At 34.6% G+C, this 21,220-nt stretch carries 19 protein-coding genes; 15 read left to right on the plus strand and 4 right to left on the minus strand.

Annotated features, from left to right (window positions below):
* Window positions 1–6: 6 nt before the first annotated feature.
* Window positions 7–1,002: a hypothetical protein gene (locus AVL50_RS26440; protein WP_062620096.1), complete on the plus strand. Its 996-nt coding sequence runs from the start codon at window positions 7–9 to the stop codon at window positions 1,000–1,002.
* A gap of 358 nt (window positions 1,003–1,360) precedes the next feature.
* On the opposite strand, the gene AVL50_RS26445 is transcribed toward AVL50_RS26440, so the two are convergent.
* The gene (locus AVL50_RS26445; protein WP_062620098.1) at window positions 1,361–3,595 is read right to left on the minus strand and encodes a caspase family protein; all 2,235 of its coding nucleotides are present in this window, start codon (window positions 3,593–3,595) and stop codon (window positions 1,361–1,363) included.
* A 223-nt stretch (window positions 3,596–3,818) separates the two neighbouring features.
* Between AVL50_RS26445 and thrC the strand changes: the two genes are divergently transcribed.
* The 14 genes from thrC (at window position 3,819) to AVL50_RS26510 (ending at window position 18,183) form a co-directional block, all read left to right on the plus strand.
* Window positions 3,819–5,144: a threonine synthase gene (gene thrC, locus AVL50_RS26450; RefSeq protein WP_062620100.1), complete on the plus strand. Its 1,326-nt coding sequence runs from the start codon at window positions 3,819–3,821 to the stop codon at window positions 5,142–5,144.
* A 119-nt stretch (window positions 5,145–5,263) separates the two neighbouring features.
* Complete coding sequence (locus tag AVL50_RS26455) at window positions 5,264–6,259, plus strand: AraC family transcriptional regulator (RefSeq protein WP_062620102.1); 996 nt, start codon at window positions 5,264–5,266, stop codon at window positions 6,257–6,259.
* Between the two features lie 448 nt (window positions 6,260–6,707).
* The gene (locus tag AVL50_RS26460) at window positions 6,708–7,106 is read left to right on the plus strand and encodes a DUF3302 domain-containing protein (RefSeq protein WP_157491574.1); all 399 of its coding nucleotides are present in this window, start codon (window positions 6,708–6,710) and stop codon (window positions 7,104–7,106) included.
* Window positions 7,107–7,145: 39 nt separating this feature from the next.
* Window positions 7,146–8,267, plus strand: coding sequence for an HlyD family secretion protein (locus AVL50_RS26465; RefSeq protein WP_062620105.1), 1,122 nt, complete (start codon window positions 7,146–7,148; stop codon window positions 8,265–8,267).
* 15 nt (window positions 8,268–8,282) lie between these two features.
* The gene (locus tag AVL50_RS26470) at window positions 8,283–9,680 is read left to right on the plus strand and encodes a TolC family protein (protein WP_082796020.1); all 1,398 of its coding nucleotides are present in this window, start codon (window positions 8,283–8,285) and stop codon (window positions 9,678–9,680) included.
* A gap of 579 nt (window positions 9,681–10,259) precedes the next feature.
* Window positions 10,260–10,412, plus strand: coding sequence for a hypothetical protein (locus AVL50_RS33145; protein ID WP_157491576.1), 153 nt, complete (start codon window positions 10,260–10,262; stop codon window positions 10,410–10,412).
* 474 nt (window positions 10,413–10,886) lie between these two features.
* Entirely contained in the window at window positions 10,887–11,858 is a 972-nt protein-coding gene (locus AVL50_RS26475) for a MoxR family ATPase (protein WP_062620400.1), read from the plus strand.
* A gap of 146 nt (window positions 11,859–12,004) precedes the next feature.
* A complete protein-coding gene (locus AVL50_RS26480; RefSeq protein ID WP_062620109.1) occupies window positions 12,005–13,474 on the plus strand; it encodes an ATP-binding protein in 1,470 nt (489 codons plus the stop codon).
* A gap of 243 nt (window positions 13,475–13,717) precedes the next feature.
* Window positions 13,718–14,431, plus strand: coding sequence for an ankyrin repeat domain-containing protein (locus AVL50_RS26485; RefSeq protein ID WP_157491578.1), 714 nt, complete (start codon window positions 13,718–13,720; stop codon window positions 14,429–14,431).
* Window positions 14,432–14,516: 85 nt separating this feature from the next.
* Window positions 14,517–14,693: a hypothetical protein gene (locus tag AVL50_RS33150; protein WP_157491580.1), complete on the plus strand. Its 177-nt coding sequence runs from the start codon at window positions 14,517–14,519 to the stop codon at window positions 14,691–14,693.
* Window positions 14,694–15,191 (plus strand): hypothetical protein, encoded by a 498-nt coding sequence (locus tag AVL50_RS26495; RefSeq protein WP_062620115.1) that lies wholly within the window; start codon window positions 14,694–14,696, stop codon window positions 15,189–15,191.
* Between the two features lie 138 nt (window positions 15,192–15,329).
* The gene (gene rsmI / locus AVL50_RS26500; RefSeq protein WP_062620117.1) at window positions 15,330–16,052 is read left to right on the plus strand and encodes a 16S rRNA (cytidine(1402)-2'-O)-methyltransferase; all 723 of its coding nucleotides are present in this window, start codon (window positions 15,330–15,332) and stop codon (window positions 16,050–16,052) included.
* On the plus strand, window positions 16,052–17,677 hold the full coding sequence (gene lnt, locus AVL50_RS26505) for an apolipoprotein N-acyltransferase (RefSeq protein ID WP_062620120.1): 1,626 nt from the start codon (window positions 16,052–16,054) through the stop codon (window positions 17,675–17,677). The genes rsmI and lnt overlap by 1 nt, the downstream gene beginning before the upstream one ends.
* 5 nt (window positions 17,678–17,682) lie before the next feature.
* Window positions 17,683–18,183, plus strand: a complete 501-nt coding sequence (locus AVL50_RS26510; RefSeq protein WP_062620122.1) for a methylated-DNA--[protein]-cysteine S-methyltransferase — start codon at window positions 17,683–17,685, stop codon at window positions 18,181–18,183.
* On the opposite strand, the gene AVL50_RS26515 is transcribed toward AVL50_RS26510, so the two are convergent.
* From AVL50_RS26515 to AVL50_RS26525, 3 genes are all read right to left on the minus strand, one after another.
* Window positions 18,180–18,842: a hypothetical protein gene (locus AVL50_RS26515; RefSeq protein ID WP_062620124.1), complete on the minus strand. Its 663-nt coding sequence runs from the start codon at window positions 18,840–18,842 to the stop codon at window positions 18,180–18,182. The genes AVL50_RS26510 and AVL50_RS26515 overlap by 4 nt on opposite strands.
* A 29-nt stretch (window positions 18,843–18,871) precedes the next feature.
* A complete protein-coding gene (locus AVL50_RS26520) occupies window positions 18,872–20,671 on the minus strand; it encodes a chemotaxis protein CheA (RefSeq protein WP_062620126.1) in 1,800 nt (599 codons plus the stop codon).
* A gap of 170 nt (window positions 20,672–20,841) precedes the next feature.
* Window positions 20,842–21,201, minus strand: coding sequence for a response regulator (locus tag AVL50_RS26525; RefSeq protein ID WP_062620128.1), 360 nt, complete (start codon window positions 21,199–21,201; stop codon window positions 20,842–20,844).
* Between the last annotated feature and the right edge of the window lie 19 nt (window positions 21,202–21,220).

Consider the following 21,220-nt stretch of genomic DNA (forward strand, 5'->3'; position numbering starts at 1 on the left):
TTTAAAATGAGAAAACTACTAATTATTCTTACAGCATTATTTCTTTTACCGTTATTTTCTTTTGCTCAATCTGATTCATCTAATGTAGAAAAAGAAGTATATCCTTATACTTTTCCTATATGGGGGCAAAAAGTACTAGATAGAGGAATCAAGATGCCCAAGCCAGCAGGTATAGGATTCAATTATGTTTTTAATGAAATGTACCTCAATATTTCAGAATTTAAAATGGCTATAGGAGGTGTTCCTTTAGAGTCTATCGGGGTGGAGGAATTAGGTTTTAAAAAGACAAGAGCTTATGCTCATGGCGGAAATTTTAGAGCTGATTTGTTCATTTTACCTTTTCTTAATGTATACGGATTATTTTCCTATTCTTATGGCGGAACTGCTGTAAATCTGCAACCTCAGATTGGTGGTGTTACATTTCCAGAGTTTAGTTCTGATGTACAATTCAACGCCACAACATTTGGGGGAGGAATGACCTTGCATTATGCCATCAAAAAGTTTTTTATCAGTGCCGATGCTAACATCTCTTCTTCTAAAAGTGCGTTGCTCAACCAAAATGTAGGAGTGATAACATCTTCCTATCGTTTTGGTAGAAGGTTTCAATTTAAGAATGGAACCAAGCTCGCCTTCTATGTAGGAGCCATGTACCGTAACTTTATTAATCATGAAGGGAACACCGGTAGTATTACTCTTGGAGAGGCACTTCCTAATATAGAAGAGAAATATCAAAACTGGTACGATGGGTTATCACCAATTCAAAAAAGATTGGTAGATGAGGTAGAGCAAAAACTAGAAGAACGTTTAGGAGATACACCTTACGACAAAATCACTGATTTACCGATTTCATATTCCATCAAAAAAGATTTGATCAAAAAGTGGACTTTCCAGTTTGGTGGCAACTATGAAATCAATGACCGATGGATGGTGAGAGGAGAGTATGGAGTTTCTGATTTCAGTAAGTTTTTGATGACTGGTGTGAATTATAGATTTGGTTTTTAAGAGCATGTTTGGAATTTTTACTTAAAAAATGTTTCAAAAATGCTCTAAAACCAGCTTTTAGATTTTCAAATAACTAATGAAAAATTAGATACTATCAATATTCTGAAACAATTCAAAGGACTTATTGATTATATTAAGTATCTTATTGATAGATGAAACGTTATTGTGAAGCAAACCAATTTCAATCATGAGAAAGACTATCTATTACATTATCTTATGGTTTATCTACAAGGTATTTTTAAGTGCTTATGATAGATCATCAAAAGTATTAATCAGGTTTAACTATAAATTTTAACAGAAAAAAGCATTGCTGGTTCAGAACCAAGCAGTGCTTTTTTACACATGAAATACAATGAGCTTATCTCAAGCTACTTTCAAAAGTAGTTGAACTGATACTCCAAACTGATTTTACTTTTCTTTCTTTCATTGAAAGCCCTCTTGTATTCGTATTGATACTATTGAGGAGATTGACTAAAGGATCTCCACCTACACCTGATCTTGTAGAACGAACACCGTTTACATTAAACAATTGTTCTGGATTTGGAATAGCCTCTTCTGAAGCTAAAACAAACATTTTATCAACACCAGTACCTTCAACAGTAAATTCAATATAGTTTCCTTCAAGATCAACTGGCACTACATCCTTTTCATACCCTTCAAGAATATTGTCAGATTTATTATCAGAAAAATCAAAAGGTAGTAGTAGTTGCATTTGCCCATCGTTGTCAATCATAAAAACATACAAGAACATATTTCTTTTCTTCCAGCGGGCAAAAAGGGCAGGGTCTTTTTTGAATGCCAGACGCATATTTTGGCCTTCATAAATTTTACCTCCATCAATAACATTTCCGTTATCCAAGTCTTGTAGACATAATTTATAAGGAAAGGCCATATTTGCTGGAGACCTTAAAGTCATCCATTTTTTTAATGCTCCAATTTTTTGAGCTTGATCAGTCAGATTATACTTGAAAGATTGGCTGTTTACATTTACAGGTTCAGCGTAAGTTGGGAGTGTTTTTGTCTCTTCGCTTTGTGCGTTGGCAGATTGTAAAGTCCAAGCATATTTTAATTTTCCATCTTCATAAAAACCGCCTAAAATATATGAAGCATCAAGACTACTTTTAGAAAGCTTAGTTGCTGACTCTCCAAATTCCCCCTCAAGCATTTTATATTTATCACTTGACAGAGGTAGGTTGATAAACAGTTTTACATTTTTCTGTCCATTGCAAAGCATACCATTTACTGTTTTTTGGACTACAGCTGGAGATGGGTCCTTGATGACAGTTTGTTGACCGCAAGTATTTGAAATCATCCATTGTGACGTACTTTCATTGAACGCAAGGGTATGTGTTCCCACTTCCCAAGGTTTTATGATAGAAAATGAAGAGGACTTCAAAGTTTGCAATTCATGGCCAATGCTTGTGATTTGAATATCACTTAACGAGCTTTTAGCTGCATATACTACCAAGTTTGGGTGATTGGCATGTGCCCAAACCTTCACTTCAAAAGCATCACCTTCTTTGATATCATTTAAGTTGCCATTGATTACTTTAGCATAAGAACTTGTCATCCCATCTAAAGTAGAAATCTCGAGTTCAATGCCTTTATCACTTTTCAAGGTTGTTCCTTTATTGATTTTTAAAGCGGCGCCTCCAAGTAGTTTTACTTCTCCAGATGAAGCATTAATTTTCTCTACAAACAATAGAGGATTGTCAGAAGTAGAAACATCTTCACCGAATAAAGCTTTATTCATACGGTTTTCTTGTGCTTCAAATGTTGGAGTCTGTACTTTTCCGTTGAACCTTAATAATGAACGTACTCTTTTTTCTAATGTCGCAACATTTTCTACAGAAGGTGAAGCGTTGATAGCCTGAAGAAAGGCATCTGTAAATGCACCTTGAGGAAGCCCTTCTGTATTTACAGTTTCAGAAGCAGTTTCATTATTTTGAGCGGCAGAAATAATCAATGCCCCTCTTGTAGAAGGAGGAATAGTTTTAGGAACAGAAGTCTTGATATCAGGAAATTTATGATTCAAGCTTCTTGTAACAGGAGTTTCTGCAGTAATGGCATTTCTACTTACAGAACCACTATGACAGCTATCAAAAATAGCCGTAACTGTTGCTTTTTTATTGGTCAAAGAAAGTAAAAAAGCATTTATCTCGGTGTCAAGAATATAATTCTGCTTTCCTTTGTAGGCATCTGAGGGGACAATACATTCTTGTGTTTTATCCGCTTCAAAGTGTCTACTGTTTTCTACTTGAGAACCATGTCCTGCATAATAGAAAAATACAATGTCGTTGGATTTGGTATTATCTTGAAGCCATTTGAATGCTTCCTTCAATCCTTTGGTGGTTGTTTCTTCAGGAGTGTCCAATACTTTAATGACATCAAATTGATATTTGCATTTCAATACATTAGACATGGCGTTAGCATCTCTGACGGCACCATTCAGGTTTCTCCAAGTTAGTGTCTCCCCTGTAGGAGTATCAGGTACATATTTGTCAATGCCAATGATAAGTGCAATTTTCTTGGCATTAGCATCTTGTAAAAGACAAGTAATGGCAAAGACGACGAGTAAAATTGTTTTTTTCATAAAAAAGGAATACAACAGAAAAGGTATTGTTTGTACTATTTATCAAAAATACTAAAATATATAACATCCTCAGATATTAAATCATTGTAAAAAGGAATGTAAATCACTTATTTTATTGAAATATTTTATTAAATGACTATATTTGCTTGTAATATTTTCAATAAAACACGATTATCTTTTACGGATATATCAATGTGATGCGAGAACGAAAAGAAGAAGTAAGATGATCTATTATAGCACTAAACGACAAGCTGAAGAGGCGAGTTTAAAGAAAGCACTCTTCAAAGGGTTACCAGAAGACAATGGTCTTTACATGCCTGAGACAATTGCGAAATTACCTCAAGAATTCTTTGACAATATTGAGAACTTATCATTTCAAGACATTGCTTTTGAGGTGACAAATGCTCTATTGGGTGGAGATGTTCCTTCAGAAGAAATTCGCAAAATTGTAGATGATGCCGTTAACTTTGACGCGCCAATCGTGAAAGTAGTAGATCAAATTTACTCACTTGAATTATTCCATGGTCCTACTTTAGCATTTAAAGATTTCGGTGCAAGATTTATGGCTCGTTTGATGTCGTATTTCTTAGACAAAGGTGAAAATCTACACATTTTAGTAGCAACATCAGGTGATACTGGTAGTGCAGTAGCACAAGGTTTCTTTGGTGTGGAAGGTATTCAAGTGACCATTCTTTATCCTCAAGGAAAAGTAAGTCCTATTCAAGAGCAACAATTGACAACAAATGGTGGAAACATCAAAGCTGTTGAGATTGAAGGTACATTTGATGACTGTCAGCGTTTGGTAAAAGAAGCGTTCCTTGATCCGGAATTGAGTGAGGCGTTGAACCTTACTTCTGCCAACTCAATCAACATTAGCCGTTTGATCCCTCAGTCATTCTACTACTTCAATGCATTTGCACAATTGAAGAGAGAAGGCTTTAAGAAAGTAGTATTCTGTACACCAAGTGGTAACTTCGGTAACCTTTGTGGTGGATTGATCGCTAACAGAATGGGATTGAAGGTTGAAAACTTTATTGCAGCAACCAACTCCAATAAAGTAGTTCCTGTTTACTTGAAAACAGAAGTATTCCAACCGAAAACTTCGATTTCAACAATTTCAAATGCCATGGACGTTGGAAATCCTTCTAACTTCCCTCGTTTATTAGAATTGACAGGAAATTCTTATGAGAAATTGACAAAAAGAATTTCTGGAGCTTGGTATAGCGATGATGATACGGAAGAAACAATGAAAGAGGTGTATGATGAAACACAATATGTAATGTGTCCACATACAGCAATTGCTTACAAGGCATTGAAGGAATATATGGATTCAAATGATTTAGGTAAAAAGACAGCAGGTGTTTTCTTATCTACAGCACATCCAGTGAAATTCGTAGAAATTGTTGAGCCAGTAATCAACAAGAAAATCGAAATTCCTCAGCGTTTGCAAGAAATCATTGACAGACCGAAAGAGGCAACATTAATGCCTGCTAGTTTCAAACAATTCAAGAAATATTTGTTGACTGAAACAGAACTTGTAAAGAGTTAATCAGAAGAATACATCACATTCTTCTTCTTAAAATATATAAGGTGAAAAGTAGTTATTTCAATTACTTTTCACCTTTTTTGTTTTAGTTGAACGCTTAATATCCTTATTTCATTATTATAATGTTAGTAGAAATTACAGATAGAGATGCATGGTTGGCAACAATTGCAAAATCTTTAAAGGCTAATCTTAAAGAAGGTGATGACCGTTTTACTTTCGATAATGAGGTGGGTAAAGGGACTTTCAGCTGTTATAATATTGAAGATGGAATTCAGGTTCGAAGTATTAGTTTCACTTTGAATGAGGAGATTTTATTTAAAGAGCAAGCTAGAAAAAACAAACAGACAATAATTATTAGCTTTTCATTTCAAGGGTTTCCAGAAGGGACTGTTTTTGTAGAGCATCCACAAGAAGTTTTGGGTGAGGAAAAGCAGGTTTTAATTTATTCAGATAATTCCACAATGATTGGTCGGTTTCCAGTGGATAAGCCTAGGATGTTTATTGAAATACACATTCGATTGGATTGGTTGAAACGTAATTATAAGGACTTTATAAATAAAAACCCCAATGTGGATGTAGGTCTTACCACAAATAGATCCTATTTAGCTCGCCAATCTTATACTTTAAAACATCAAAGATCATTAGAAGAGTTGATGTTTACAGAATATCCTGATGAAATCAAGACACCGGTTTATAAGGGTTTAGTTTTAATCATAGTAGCAGACATCTTGAATCAGTTACAAACGTCTACTGAAGTTGTCAAGAAGTTTACATTTTCTAGAGAAGTTCAAGTAGAGTTGGATGATTTGGAAGAGTATATTAAGAGTAACTTGGATAGAGAAATAACGATAGAGATGCTTTGTAAAAAAATTGGTTATTCTAAGACAAAATTGCATAACCTGTTTAAGTCCTACTTTAATTATTCGATGTATGATTACATAAAATACTTGAGATTATCGAAGGCAAAATCCTTATTGTTGACTACAACTTTACCAATATCTGAGATTTCAATACAAGTTGGTTATCAATCTATCCCTCATTTTACTAATAGGTTTAAAAAAGAATTTGGAGTCACACCCGTTCAATTTAGAAAAGGTTATAATACAGAAATGCTTTAATATTCAATTTTTTAGACCTTTTGACTATTTAAATCTAAAAAAAATCAACTTTTTATCTCTCTTCTATTCATCACTCAAAAAGAAATTCTACATCATTTACCCATTCTATTGGTGTTTTTGGTGATAATTATCATTAATAAGTTTGTTTAAGTGTGAACAATTTTGAAATGAACAATCGCATAATTATAAATGGATTTTCTAATAATAGTTTTGTTAAACCATAAACTATATTTGACGTATCAATTAAATAAGTTGCACGTTTTCAAAGAGTTGTTTGTACCTAATTTTATACTAATAAATGATTAATGCATAAGGTCATTTGAACGATTGTATATAAATGTTCTCATTATCCTTAATTAATCAAAATTCTTAATTCCATTATCAAAGTACCTTTTAATACACGAGGAGAGGTACTTGAAATTGATACCTAATAAAATTCTTATTTGAGATGAAGAAGAAAATTACCTTTTCGTTTTTATTCCTGATGTATGTATTGGTGACAATGCCTACTTCTGCATTTGCTATGATTAGCCCTGATAAAGTAAATGCCTTTGCTGATATTATGGCTTGGGTAGTGATTAGTGTTGTTCCTATTGTAGCGGCTGTTATATTCTGGAAAATTCATATCATTCCTGAAGAAATTGCCAAAAAAAGAAATCACCCTCAAGCGGATTCAATTCATATGATGTGTTTACTTTCATTAGTTATGGGCGGTATGTTATGGCCTGTAGCATTGATTTGGGCTTATTCTAATCCACATCAAATTCATGTAACTGATAAACAAGCTTTTGGAGCAGATTCAGGTACAAATGAATCCGAAGAAATTAATAAAACAGACGTTGCTTAATCAAAGCCTAATCTTCAAAATCTTATAAAATCAATAATCATGGTAGATTTAATATTAATTGTTTATTGTCTTATCGTTTGGTTAGTATTTATCAAATTCAAATTACTAGCCTGGAACACTACATCAAAAATTATCGTTTTCATCATTCCTGTAATTGGGGTTTCATTCCTGATTTTAGCAATGAACGTACTAATGCCTTCATCAGATGATGTGAGGGTTTATAATAAAACCGTTCAGATCAAAGCCAATGTTCGTGGACGTGTGCAAGATGTTTTAGTACAAGAAAATTCAAGAGTGAATAAGGGTGATACTTTATTTGTTATTGAACAAGCACCTTTCTTAGCTCAGATTGAAGGATTGAATGCTTCAATCAAAAAAGCGGAAGCGTCAGTAAGTGTACAGTATAAAAATGTTGATGCTTTAAGAGCAAGCAGAAGAGCTGTGGAAGCTCAGTTGGAATTACAAAGAACACGTGAGCGTCAATTCCAAGAATTGGTAGATGCTAATGCAGGTAACAAATTTGATTTACAACAAGCTCAAAATAATGTAAAACAATTAGAGGCACAGTTAGCTCAAGTAAGAGCTCAGGAAGCATCTATTTTAGCTAATATTACTGCTGAATACAATGGTCAACAAGTTTCTGTAGCAGAGCTTGAAGCGAAGTTGGAGCAAGCAAAATGGAACTTAGATCAGACAATTGTTAGAGCTCCGATTGATGCGACTGTAGTCAATTTACAGTTACGTCCAGGTGCAATGGCACTTCCTTTAGCGGATTTGATGTCATTGGTAGAAGGCCGTCAAAATATCATTGCATCATTTGATCAAAATGAGTTGCATAAAATTCAAGAAGGTAATGAGGTTGATTTAACTTTCGTGACTCGTCCAGGGGAGATTATTCCTGCAAAAGTAGAGTCTGTAGTTTGGGCATCAAGCAGAGGTCAGTTATTGCCAAGCGGTAGAGTACCGGAGATTGATCAGAACTTACAGAAAAGAGGAAAATATTTGGTGAAATTCTCTACAGAAGAAGATTATAATATTCCAATGGGTGCCAATGGATCTGTAGCGGTTTATACTTCTACAATGCAACCTTTCTATGTGGTTCGTAAAGTAATGATCCGTCTTTCAGCGAAAGTGAACTACTTAATCTTGAAAGCTCACTAAAACTAGACCTTCATTATGCATTTATATAAAAAAATAATCATCTCGCTAAGTGCCTCAATGGTACTTAGTGGATGTCTTAATCTCAAAGATGCCCCCACAGCTGATGAGATGAAGGAAGATAACCAAGCATTGGAGAACATGCAGATTCCTGATGATTGGGTATTTCAAGAAATTGATTCTTCGGCTATTGATTTGAGCTGGGCAAAAGAGTGGGAGACAGCCGAATTGGATTCTATCATCGCAGAAGGATATCGTTTCAATGCTGATATTAATATTGCAGCCTCTAGAATTGAACAAGCCAATGGTGCTTTGAAAATCGCCAACTCAAGGTTGTTGCCAATGATTGGAGCTGGTGCTCAGAATGGTTATAACTTCAACGGCGGTAATCAGACCATCGGATTTGGTATGGTCAACATGTCATGGGAAGCGGATCTCTGGGGGAAACTTCGTTATGCTAAAAAAGGCACTGAAACGATGATTTATTCTGCCGAGTATGGCAAGCAGAAATTAGAACAGGTATTGGCGGCTACTATCGCAAAAGCTTGGTATACTTCTGTCTTTATTAATCAACAGAAAGAATTGGTCAATAAGGCTATTGAAGCAACTTCTGAAATGGCGACTTTAAATGCCGCTAGATTGAAGATTGGTGTAGCAAAAGAGTCGGATGTATTGCAAATGAATGCTCAAGAAGCAAAGTTCAGAGAAACTTTAGTGAAACTGGAGCAGATTGAAAAAGATACAAAACGATCAATTGAGTTATTAATCGGTAGATACCCTAAAGGGGAGATTGAAGTAGCATCGGCTCTTCCTGTATTAACAACTGAGGTTCCAGAAAATCTGCCAATGCGTATGTTAGAGAATCGTCCTGACATCATGATCAGTCAATTTGCGGTTGAAAGAGCATTCTACAATACAGAAGTAGCAAAAGCAGCACGTTGGCCACAAGTCAGCCTTAATTCTTCTTTTGGTGCGGTAAACGGAACGACACAGGCACTATTTGGTTTGTCGAATCCATTGGTTACTGTAGGTGCAAACTTAGTTACACCAATCTTCACTTGGGGTGCAATCAAATCGAACATTGAGATCCAGAATGAAGCACAGAAACAAGCAGTTTTATTTTACGCAAAATCGTACCTGACTGCATTAAGTGAGGTGGAGACAAGCTTAAACGGTATCAATGCAGTGGAAGGTAGATTTGTTCAGTCGTCTATTGCATTAGAAAACTTAGAACGTACTTACCAATTGTCGGAGAAGCAATTCAAGATTGGTAATGAAAATATGTTTACCCTATTACAAAAGCAATTACAGCTATTGAATGAAGCGACAAATCAGTTGAACTTGAAGTATGAAAAGATCTCACAGAGAATCAATCTTTATCTTGCTTTAGGTGGTGATTACATTGCGAAAAACTAAAAGCATGTTTGAAACATCTCTTTTAGTAAAAATCTATCCTTTCAGAACGTGAGTTTATTCATTTCCTCACAACCTAAAATGGACAATTTTTACTTCTAAAATATACATTCCAAACATGCTCTAATAGTTTAAATTCAATGAAATTATTTTTATTGAATTCGAATAAATAGGATGAATAATTTGTAATAAACTCTTAGTGTAATTAAGCTCCGTATCATATGATGCGGAGTTTTTTTGTATCTAAATCTTTCTTTTAATTTTAAATAATATATATCGTACGCTTTATATAAGTTAGCTGTTTGGTTTGAGATATTGGAATTTATAAGATGGACAATAGTATTCTATATGCATCAGTTTTAATCCGAATGATTATAGGTAGAAGCACAGTATTTTTTAATTCACTATCAATACTATAGCTTGTAATAACATGTAAAATGCCTTTTTGATTGTGTAAATATTTGTTGAAATGTTAAGCTGTTGATTATAATCATTAACAATTATTGATGAATATCATTAACTAAAGTGTATAAAATACGCATATTTGGATATGTTATTAACACTTACCAAGATTTGACAAAAATGAAATCGCATAAATTATATGCTTTCTTTGTTCTTATCATTGTTGTGACGCTACTAGGTTTGTCTAACCTGAGCAATAACAAGGATGGTCAAAAAGAAAACAAAGAAGTAAAGACAGAACACACGAGTGATGTGCATAATGCACAAGAGTAAACGCAATTGAAAAAAGTATATTTTAGCAGGGTATACTTGTGACAACTTAGTTGATTACCCAATGTTTCGATTAATACCAAGATTAACTCAAGCCTGAGAATTTGGACTATCATAAATTCTGTCATCAGCATATGCTAACAACAAACTATCAGTGCTTGAGTACTGGAGTGAGGTTGTCTTTTTAAGATAACCTCTTTTCGTGTGTATTATTTTCTGAGAAATGCAATTCTGAAAAGAAGAGTGTCACCTTCAAATTTTATCAATAAAGGAACTAAAACAGCATTTGATGGAGGTTTAAAATAGCATTTCAGTTGTGAAGCTGTTAGTAAAAGTTAAATTTTGTTTAGGTGCAAATGAATATCAATAATAATTCATTTCAGGGTGTAAATTGCATATCTGTACATAGTGAGCATTTTATCGATTATGCTTGATATGTCAGTATTAAAACAAAGAAAAGTTTTTGTAAGCAATAATATGGCAGATCATAAAGTACTTCATGATAAAATCCATGAAGTGATTACGGAAGTAGGAAAAGTAGTCGTAGGTCAAGACTACATGGTTAATAGATTATTAGTTGGACTTTTTACCAACGGTCACGTACTTTTAGAAGGTGTACCCGGTTTGGCAAAGACCCTTACAGTAAACACTTTGTCTAACGTACTGGATTTGGATTTCCAACGTATTCAGTTTACGCCTGACTTATTACCTTCTGATTTGATTGGTACAATGATCTACAATCAGAGAGAAGGTAAATTTGAAGTGAAGAAAGGTCCTGTATTCTCTAACTTAGTATTAGCAGATGAGGTGAACCGTTCTCCAGCAAAAGTACAAGCGGCACTTTTGGAAGCCATGCAAGAGAAGCAAGTAACGATTGGTGAAACTACATTTAAGTTAGACCGTCCGTTCTTGGTATTGGCGACTCAAAACCCGGTAGAACAAGAAGGTACTTACCCTCTTCCTGAAGCTCAAGTTGACCGTTTCATGTTGAAGGTATATATCAACTACCCTCGTAAAGAAGACGAATTAGAAGTGATGAGAAGAATGTCGAATCAGTCGTTTGATGATTCTGTTCGTTCTATCTTATCAAAAGAAGATATTTTCGCTATCCGTGATGCGATTAATGACGTGAAAGTGAGTGAAAGCTTAGAGCAATATATTATTGACCTTGTTTTCGCAACACGTTTCCCTAAAGAGTACGGATTAAATGAGGAAGCACAATACATTCAGTTTGGTGTTTCTCCTCGTGCCTCAATCAACTTGCACAGAGCAGCAAAAGCAATCGCTTTCTTCGATGGCAGAGACTACGTTCTTCCAGAAGATATCAAAGAAATTGCTTATGATGTATTAAACCACCGTATCATCCTTAACTATGAGGCGGAAGCAGATGAGGTGAGTACAAAACAAGTTATTGATGCAATCTTGAATAAGGTGAAGATTAGTAAGTAGTTCTGATTTTTATTCTTTAAAAAGGCCAAAGAGTTGTGTTATTTATAATTCTTTGGCTTTTATTTTTTAACTTACAACTACTTTGAAACTATACTCAACTAATATTTTAGTTGCTAACACGATTTATAAAGTAAACTATTTAATTAATGACAACTAAACTGTTACTCGGCGATACATTTCATAGCGGATGTATCCACGAAAGTGCCATCGGTAATTATGCTTTATTTTTTCAAGAATTCTTTGAACGAAATCTGCCTCAGGTTAATGAAGAGGGTATTCTGGTTTATAAACATGAAAAAATAAACATTGAACAACCTGTTGCTCCACAATCTAGTAATTTAGGACAGCTGACTCACACCTTTGGGTTAAGTGAGAAAGAAGAAATGTTGATCGCTTTTTTTTACCTTGCAAAAACAGACCCTCAACTTTTTTCTCCATTTACTTTAATTTTCGATCAGCTTGATGTTCGATTTACATTTGGAGGTCAACTAGAGGGGGATAGACATTTTTATATACCTACTTTGTATACTTTTGTAAGTTTATTTTTTCCTTCAGAAGACAAGCATAAAGCATTATCTTTTCTTTCAAGCAATAATCATATTCTAATTAAGAAAGAGGTAATCCTGTTTAATAAAAATAATTTAGATAATGGAAATAGATATGATGCAGAAATTACAGTTTCAGATAATTATCAAACTTTCCTTTTAGGAGGGAATTTCCCTTCTCCTGATCAAAACCATGACTTTCCAGCTAACAGAAGTAATTCATCGATTCCTTATGAAGATATTGTGCTTTCTGAAAATACTAGAAACGAATTAGTACATTTTGAGAGGATTTTAAAGGTTTACCCTAAACTCTCTAAAAACTCCCCGATCTATAAAAAAATTAGAAAAAGCCACGTAGTTGTTTTTACAGGAGCTCCAGGTACAGGTAAATCATTAACAGCTACAACATTAGGAAATCTATATAATATACCGACCTACACCTTAGATATATCACGAGTAGTCTCTAAATATATTGGAGAATTTGAGAAATCGATGGAAAAGATTTTTTCACAATTAGAAGGTTTTCCTTCTATTCTATTTATTGATGAGGCAGATTCCATTTTCTCAAAAAGATCCGACAATGTTAAAGATTCTAAAGATAAATATGCTAATCAAGAGATGTCATATCTTTTACAACGTATTGAAAGTTTTGAAGGGATAATAATATTAGCTAGTAATGTAAGAGATATCAGGTATAATATGGACCAAGCAATGTTAAGAAGAATCTCTCAGATTATTGAATTCAGTTATCCATCAGAGAAAGAAAGAAAAGAGCTATGGTTGAAAGCTCTAGTGGATGGGTATCAATATGAAAATGAACTTTTGACTGTATTGGCCAGAGATTATCAGTTGACAGGTGCAAATATCAAGAATATTATCTCTGAAGTTTATATTGATTGTATTTTAGAAGATGAATTCTCCATCACATTTGATATGTTGAAACCTTATATAGAAAGAGAATTTTATAAAAAAGATGCTCCTATGGGTGTTTGTACAGATCAAATGCCTGGTCCTACATTGTTAGCTCATAGATTAGGTAGATTAGCAATGCATACAGGTAAAAGAATGTAATATTTTCCTTTAAATGAAAATTCTTCTTTTTTAGCAGAACCTACTGATAATATGGAAGAGTTTTCATTACTCATTCAATAAACTCAAATACGCTATTATTATTGATAAGAACCAAAAAACAATCCAATCAATTTACCTCAAAAACACAAAATATCTTCAAAGTCAGATAAACCTAGGATGCATAAAAATCTCATTTTTTAAGAGATCATTATTTCTATGATTAAATATATGGTGTATTTTGAAATGGATATCAATAAAAGAATAATCATCTTATTATTACTAATTATCTGTAATAGTTGTTTCGGACCTTCTACCAAAGAAAAAGAAGAGTGGTTAAAACTCCCTCCTGAATCTCGCTTTTCCGAGAAAAATATGAGAAGAGTATGGGGACACGCACTTAGAGGAAATAGCGCTGAAATGTATTATGGGTCTAATATTTATGATTTGGCAGTAGCCATAAAAAAGAAAAAAAGTAATGAGAAAATAAAAGAACATCTTTCTAAATTAAATAAAGACGATTTAAATTATAGAAACGATAATATGGGAATGACAATTCTTATGTTTTCTATTTGGTTCCATAATTTTGAGGCCTTTAAATTACTCATACAAGCTGGAGCAGATCCCAACCTTTATAACTATGTATCTGATAATAATGCTATGTTGGAAGCTTCTAGTTTTGCATTCCTTGATGATCGTTATATGAAATATTTAATTAATAATGGAGGTGATGTTAATTCTTTTTCAGATAAACCAAATGACCTAACTCCATTAATGGCAGTTCTAAGTGGTCATAAAGCTTTGGAACATGCCAAATTGCTAATTGAAGCTGGAGCAGATCCTAATTTCGTTCATTACTTTTCAAGAGATACAAGTAAGGTAAGTCCTTGGTCAGGTCTTACAGACAGTTTTTTACATAAGCAAATGGACGTTGCCTATTTTTTTACTTACCGAACATAATTCAGATTATAAAATTTTTAATTACACGAAAAATTATGAAGAGACAAGGGAAGTATCTAAAGCAAAACCTATTTATAAAGAAAACATGATATTAACTGAGCTTCGTTTTCTTGATTTTTCTCTTGACAGTGAAGATTATACCTATAAAATGAAAATTGTTACATTTCTTAATGAAAAAGGATTAGATTATTGGAATTCTAAAATCCCTGAAAAAATACAAGAAAGGTATAAGGATGATCCAGAGTATCTATCAAAATATTAAATGAAGCGGATATTTCAATTCAGAATAAATACAATTTTAGTTTTTATAATTTCACTGATTTGTATTGCATGCAATGAAGAAAAGAAGGAAACAATCAATAATGATATTTCCACCTTATCTAAAATTATAAACCTGACTGTTGTTCCCAATAGTGCAATCTGGGAGGTCAATTCAAAATCAAATGCAGATGGTTTTACTCCTGGCCCTACAGATTATCAACTTTACTGTGTTTTGGATTATGATTCTACTCAAATCCAAAAACTGATGCAGTCGCTTGAAAATCATGATGACTTAAGTGAAGCCAAATTTCTGAATAAGAAGTTCATCAAGAAATGGTACCCTATTTCAGTGCAAGAACAGTTTTACAGCGATGGTAATTATTTGAAATTGAAGTCAAATGTCTATCAGGGACAACCTTTTTATAAAGGTGCCTATCTCAATGGTTTTTTCTTTGTGACTTATGATTATAAGGTTTTTGTTTACTTATATTCAATGTGATTTTTATTATAACAGGTATCAAAGAAAAGTTTCAGAGGCTATATCATGAATATTGATATAGCTTTTTTTATAAACTTACCTCAATAAGACATGATCGGTCACGTCATATTATTATCTTTGTTTCGATAAAAAAGAATTATGGAAGAGACATCATTATATATAGTTCCAACTCCTATCGGGAACCTTGAAGATATAACTGCAAGAGCATTACGTATACTGAATGAAGTAGATACAATTCTTGCAGAAGACACTCGTAATACGGGTAAATTATTGAAGTATTTTGACATTAAAAGCAACTTGCAGAGTCATCATGCTTTTAATGAGCATAAAACGGTAGAAGGATTGATTCAGCGCCTTCAGAAAGGGGAAAAAATTGCTTTGGTTTCAGATGCGGGAACACCTGTTATTTCTGATCCGGGTTATATTTTAGTGAGAGCATGTGGAGAGACTGGCATCAAAGTGGAAACGTTGCCTGGACCGACGGCTTTTGTACCTGCTTTAGTCAACTCTGGTTTGCCGGCTGACCGTTTTACGTTTGAAGGTTTCCTTCCTCACAAAAAAGGAAGACAGACTAAAATCAAAGAGCTTGAAGAGGAACAACGCACAATGGTGTTTTATGAATCACCTCACCGCTTAGTTAAGTTTTTAGAGCAATTGGCTGAAGCTTGGGGCGGTGAAAGAAGAGCGAGTGTTTCTAGGGAGTTGTCAAAGTTTCATGAAGAAACTATGAGAGGAACACTCTCAGAATTAGCACAATATTATACAGAAAATCCTCCAAAAGGCGAGATTGTTGCAGTGGTGGAAGGAAAGAAAATTGAGAAGAAACCAAAAGGCAATAAGTATAAATACAAAGATCAGTAATGAGGAAATTTATTTACGACTTTATAACAACAAACAGTGAGAAGAAATGGTACCCATGGCTATTAGCATTGCTTAGTGGTACTTTTCTAGGGCTTTCTTGGCATGGATTTCTTCCTTTAGTATTTATAGGATTTGTTCCTTTATTGGAAATTGAAAGAGTGATTTCTCTTGACAGCAAACGTTTCAAAGGATGGAGAATTTATGGTTTTGCTTTCCTAGCCTTTTTTACCTTCAATATTGTTGGATACTGGTGGCTTTGGTATGCATCTTATTGGGCTACTTTTGGTGCTTGGGGAGCTAATGCTGCTTTGATGGCATTGCCGTTTTTAGCTTTTTATCATACCAAGAGAATCTCTCAAGGTAAATTCCATCATATTGATTTTGTATGCTGGTGGATCACTTTCGAATATATCCATATGTTCTGGGAGTTTTCATGGCCTTGGCTGAACATTGGTAATGTATTAAGTTTTACGCCTTCTTTAGCACAATGGTATGAATACACAGGTGCATTTGGAGGTACATTATGGATTGCATTGATCAATATCTACTTCTTTAGTTTCATGGTCAATGGGCGAAAAATTGTTTCTATTTTCTTCTACTTATTGATTCCAATTTCTACTTCATTGTATATGTATTACACTTATGAAGGAGTGGGTGAAGAAATTGAAGTAGCGGTAGTACAGCCTAACATTGACTGTTACTCGGAGAAGTTTAGATATAACGCTAGAACTGGAGAACAAAATACAAAGACTTATATTCCTCCACAGGAGCAAGTGAAGCGTATGATGGATCTTACAGAACAAACTATTACTCCAAATACAAAGTTTGTTTTCTGGCCTGAAACATCCATCAGTAACAATATAGATGAGGACCACACGAATAGAAGCCCTGATTTATTACAGATCAAAAAAATGATGTCAAAGTATCCAAATACCACCTTGGTTTCGGGTGCGGATACGTATAAAATTTATGGTGACTCTTCATTGACATCTACAGCAAGACATTCTCAAAATGTAGGTTATTATGATGTTTTCAATACAGCATTAAGAGTGAAGGGTAAAGATCCTATTACTTTTTACCATAAATCACAGTTGGTAATTGGTGTGGAGACCATTCCATTTCCTACTATTTTAAAAGCAATCATTCTCAACTTTGGTGGTAGTTCAGGAGGTTTAGGAAGACAAGAAGAGAGAGACGTTTTTGCTAATGGAGACATTAATGTTGGACCAATTATCTGTTATGAGTCTGTGTATGGAGAATATGTGACCGAATATGTAAAAGCAGGAGCAGATTTTCTTACGGTAGTGACCAATGATGGTTGGTGGAATGATACTCCAGGACATACACAACACCTCGCTTTTTCATCTTTGAGAGCGATTGAAACCCGAAAGGATATTGCAAGATCAGCCAACACGGGCATTTCTTGTTTTATTAATCAGAAAGGTGATATTTTGAAGCCAATTGCCTACGGTGAAATGGGCGCTGAAATTGGAAAAGTGAGAATCAATAAAGAAGAAACTTTCTATACATTATACGGTGATTACATTGCAAGAGTGGCAAGTGCCTTAGCGGTGACAATGCTTCTTGTTGGGTGGTCACGAAGAAAAAACGCTTTACCTATTTAAAAAATATGGAAACTGTTTTCAGAGATTATATTGAAACTCCTCTAGGGCTTATGATGGTGGAAGCCAGTCCTAGAGGAGTTTCAAAAATTCGTTTTCAGGAGGAAGGCGAAGAAATCCTTGATGATATGCCTAACCCGCATACGATGGATGCTATTGAATGGATTGATAATTATTTTCAGGGCAATAGTAAATTGGGATTTGACTTTGCAATTGATTTATCGGGTACTACTTTTCAAAAACAAGTTTGGAAAGAGTTGTGCAAAGTCAAATACGGTAACGTGGCGACTTATCTAGATATTTCAGAAAGAATTGGTAATCCTAAAGCGATCAGGGCTGTTGGTGCTGCCAATGGGCAAAACCCTATTGCACTGGCAATTCCTTGTCACAGAATCATTGGTAGTGATGGCACGCTTACAGGTTACGCTGGAGGTTTAGGTAGAAAAAAGTGGTTATTACAGCACGAAGGGTATATTAAATACGGGCAAGAACAGCTCAGCCTTTTTTAGCCGAATATACTTTTGAAAAAGCCTTTTTTATCTTCTTTCTTATGCTCTTCCTGACCAACAAATGCATGCTCGATATCAAAATTCCTTACAAAAGGAATAAGAGATTCATCAAACATACAAATCAATTCTAAATTGACTCGTGATTTAAAAGCACCAAGTTCTGCTTTCAGTGCATAGGAAACATTCATTTCTTGCTCTCTTTCATGAATGAATTTATCGAAGTTTTCCAATGACATTTCTTGTACGCTAGGTACGTGCCCATAGATCATATTATTGAAGAGGTTGGCAAATTTTGTCACAAACGCTGCAATTAAGATATTGTCCAGTTCCAATAGCATTGCTTCTCTCATCTGCTTTTTGCCCCACTCTGTTCTTGGCAGTGTACTTTCTATAATGCTTTGTTCATCTTCACCGTGCACAATCAGCATGGTTTCAGCTTTCATATCGCCAATAATATCCGTAGTCAATACAAACACATCTTCTTTATAATCTTGACGTAAAAGTCGTTTTTTATCTAAGTCTTTTACTTCAGTGACATTCCGAACTAATATTTCATCTTTCAAAACAGTAGACAAAGCATTGGCTACGTTTCTTAATGCAATATTCGTTATATCATTTATTAAATAAGATTTCTCTATTGAAAATTGGGACTGAATCATAATGATATCTTTGTTCTAATCTAAGTTAATTATACTGTTGCAAAAGTTGGTTTGAATAAAAATTCTGATATATCATTAGCATCTAAAACAAGGCAGACATTTCCATTACCTAAAATTGTGGCACCACTGATAAAACGAGCATTTTCTACAGGTTTACCAAGTGGTTTTTCAATTATTTCTTTCTGTTGCAATAATCGGTCTACAACAAAGCCAATCATCTTATTATCTACAGAAACTACAACAATATTGATTTTGGCTTCTGGGTCTTCTATTTGATCAAAAGAGCGATGGAGTAATTGAGGATTTTGTAGCTCATCTGAAGTATGGCAATCAAAAATATCTCTCAAAAACATCACCGTAATGGTATCATCCAAGTGAGTTGTAACCAAACCACCACCCACTTTGTGGATCGATGATTTTTTGACCGAAATTACAGCTTCTGTGAAGGATAATGGAATAGCATACTCTGTATTATTAATAATGAAAAGTAAGGCAGATTTCACAGCCATAGAAGAAGGCAAGCTCAGACTGAAAGTTGTACCTTGGCCTAATACTGTTTTGATGTTGATTTTACCACCTACAGCATCTACCGCTTTTTTTACAACGTCCATTCCCACGCCTCTGCCACTAACAGAAGTAACATTGTCAACACTGGAAAAACCAGGTTCGAAAATAAATTTCACTACATCGTCATCAGAAAGCGATGCAATGGCCTCTGGAGTTGCCAGCCTTTTTTCAACAACTTTTTTTCTGATTTTATCAGCATCAATACCGTTTCCATCATCAATCACTTCAATTATGACATATTCTTTGTCTGAAGTGGCTTTGAGCTGGATGGAACCTTGTTCTTTTTTTCCGTTTCTTTTTCTCTCTTCAGGCCCTTCAATACCATGACTTACCGCATTTCTGACCAAGTGAATCATTGAATCACTGATAATCTGAAGTACATTTCGGTCAATTTCAATTTCCGTTCCCTGAAGATCAAGATTTACTTTTTTGTTTTCTATGGAAGCAACATCACGGACTATCCGATGAAACTTGTGGAACAAAGCACCTACTTGAACTAGTCGAACACCCATTACAGAGTATTGTAAATCAGATGTGATTCGGTAAAGGCGGGTGTATTCATTGGTTGCTCCCAAGCTTGCACCTTGAGCAATAATTCGATCTTTTTCGATGGCCAATTCCCCTACCAAGTTCAATAAAGTATCCAGCTTAGCCACGGGTACTTGCACAAAATCAGAGAAGGTTATTTTCGATTTTTTATCCTCATCATCAGAAAACTCATCAGCCAGCGGTACCCCCAGAGGTACAGGATGTTCAGAAGCCAGAGCCTCTTTTTGACTCTCGGTCAATTCACCTTCTAACTTCTGTTGGAGCGACTGATCTAACTCTTTATCTTTCTTTTCAGATGATTCTCCTCCTTGGGTTGCCTCAAACTCAATTTCCCCTTTAAGGTTTCTGAGAATAACTTTCAGTTTAGCTCTCATTCCTTTATAAGGTACTTTTTTGTTCACCTTCACCCCTTCAATCATTTCTCCTAGCTTGTCAATCGCTTTGAAAAGATCATTGAAAACCATAGAGGTCAGGGCGATATTCCCTTTTCGAATTTCACTGAAAATATCTTCCAACAGATGCCCAACTGAAGCTACGTCTTCAAAACCCATAGCGGCGGCATTGCCTTTGAGTGTATGGATTATTCTAAAAATTGCTTCCGTGGCTTCTCTGTCAGCATGATTTTTTTCCAACTGGGTAAATAACCTGTTGAGCTGTTCAAAACTATCCTGAGCTTCTGCGAGAAAAATCTGTTTAAGTTCTTCTTCTTTCATTCGGGTAAGTACATGATAAGTAGTAGGTCAAAATTAGTTTTTCAGGTATTATTGTGAGTAAAAGACATACAACGGTTGCTTAGAAAATTGGTTCAACGTTATTAGCAAATGCGACTCACAAAACAACACATATGAAGTAGTGTAAAGTAATTTTGATTTTCTACTTAAGATTAAATAATCTGTCCTATTGCTTCAGTTAACTGTTCAGTAGTGAAAGGCTTCACTAAATAACTGTCCAGTCCTAAGTTCATACCTTCATCAATCACGGCCTGTTGTCCAACGGCACTGATCATGATAATTTTAGAAGTCAGGTCTTCTTCTTTTAGAGTTTTTAGAATATCAAGCCCCAGCATGTCCGGAAGGATATTATCTAGGGTGATTAAGTCGGGTTCTGAGTCTAATGCTAGGTCTATTGCTTCTTCACCATTTGATGCTTGTCCTATTACTTCAAACCCTGCTTCTTCTAGTGCGTCTTTGATAATTGATCGCATGTACAAAGAATCATCAACAATTAATACTTTTTTAGCCATGGGTAAATAAACATTAAAT

Source organism: Flammeovirga sp. SJP92, assembly GCF_001583495.1.
Taxonomy (GTDB): domain Bacteria; phylum Bacteroidota; class Bacteroidia; order Cytophagales; family Flammeovirgaceae; genus Flammeovirga.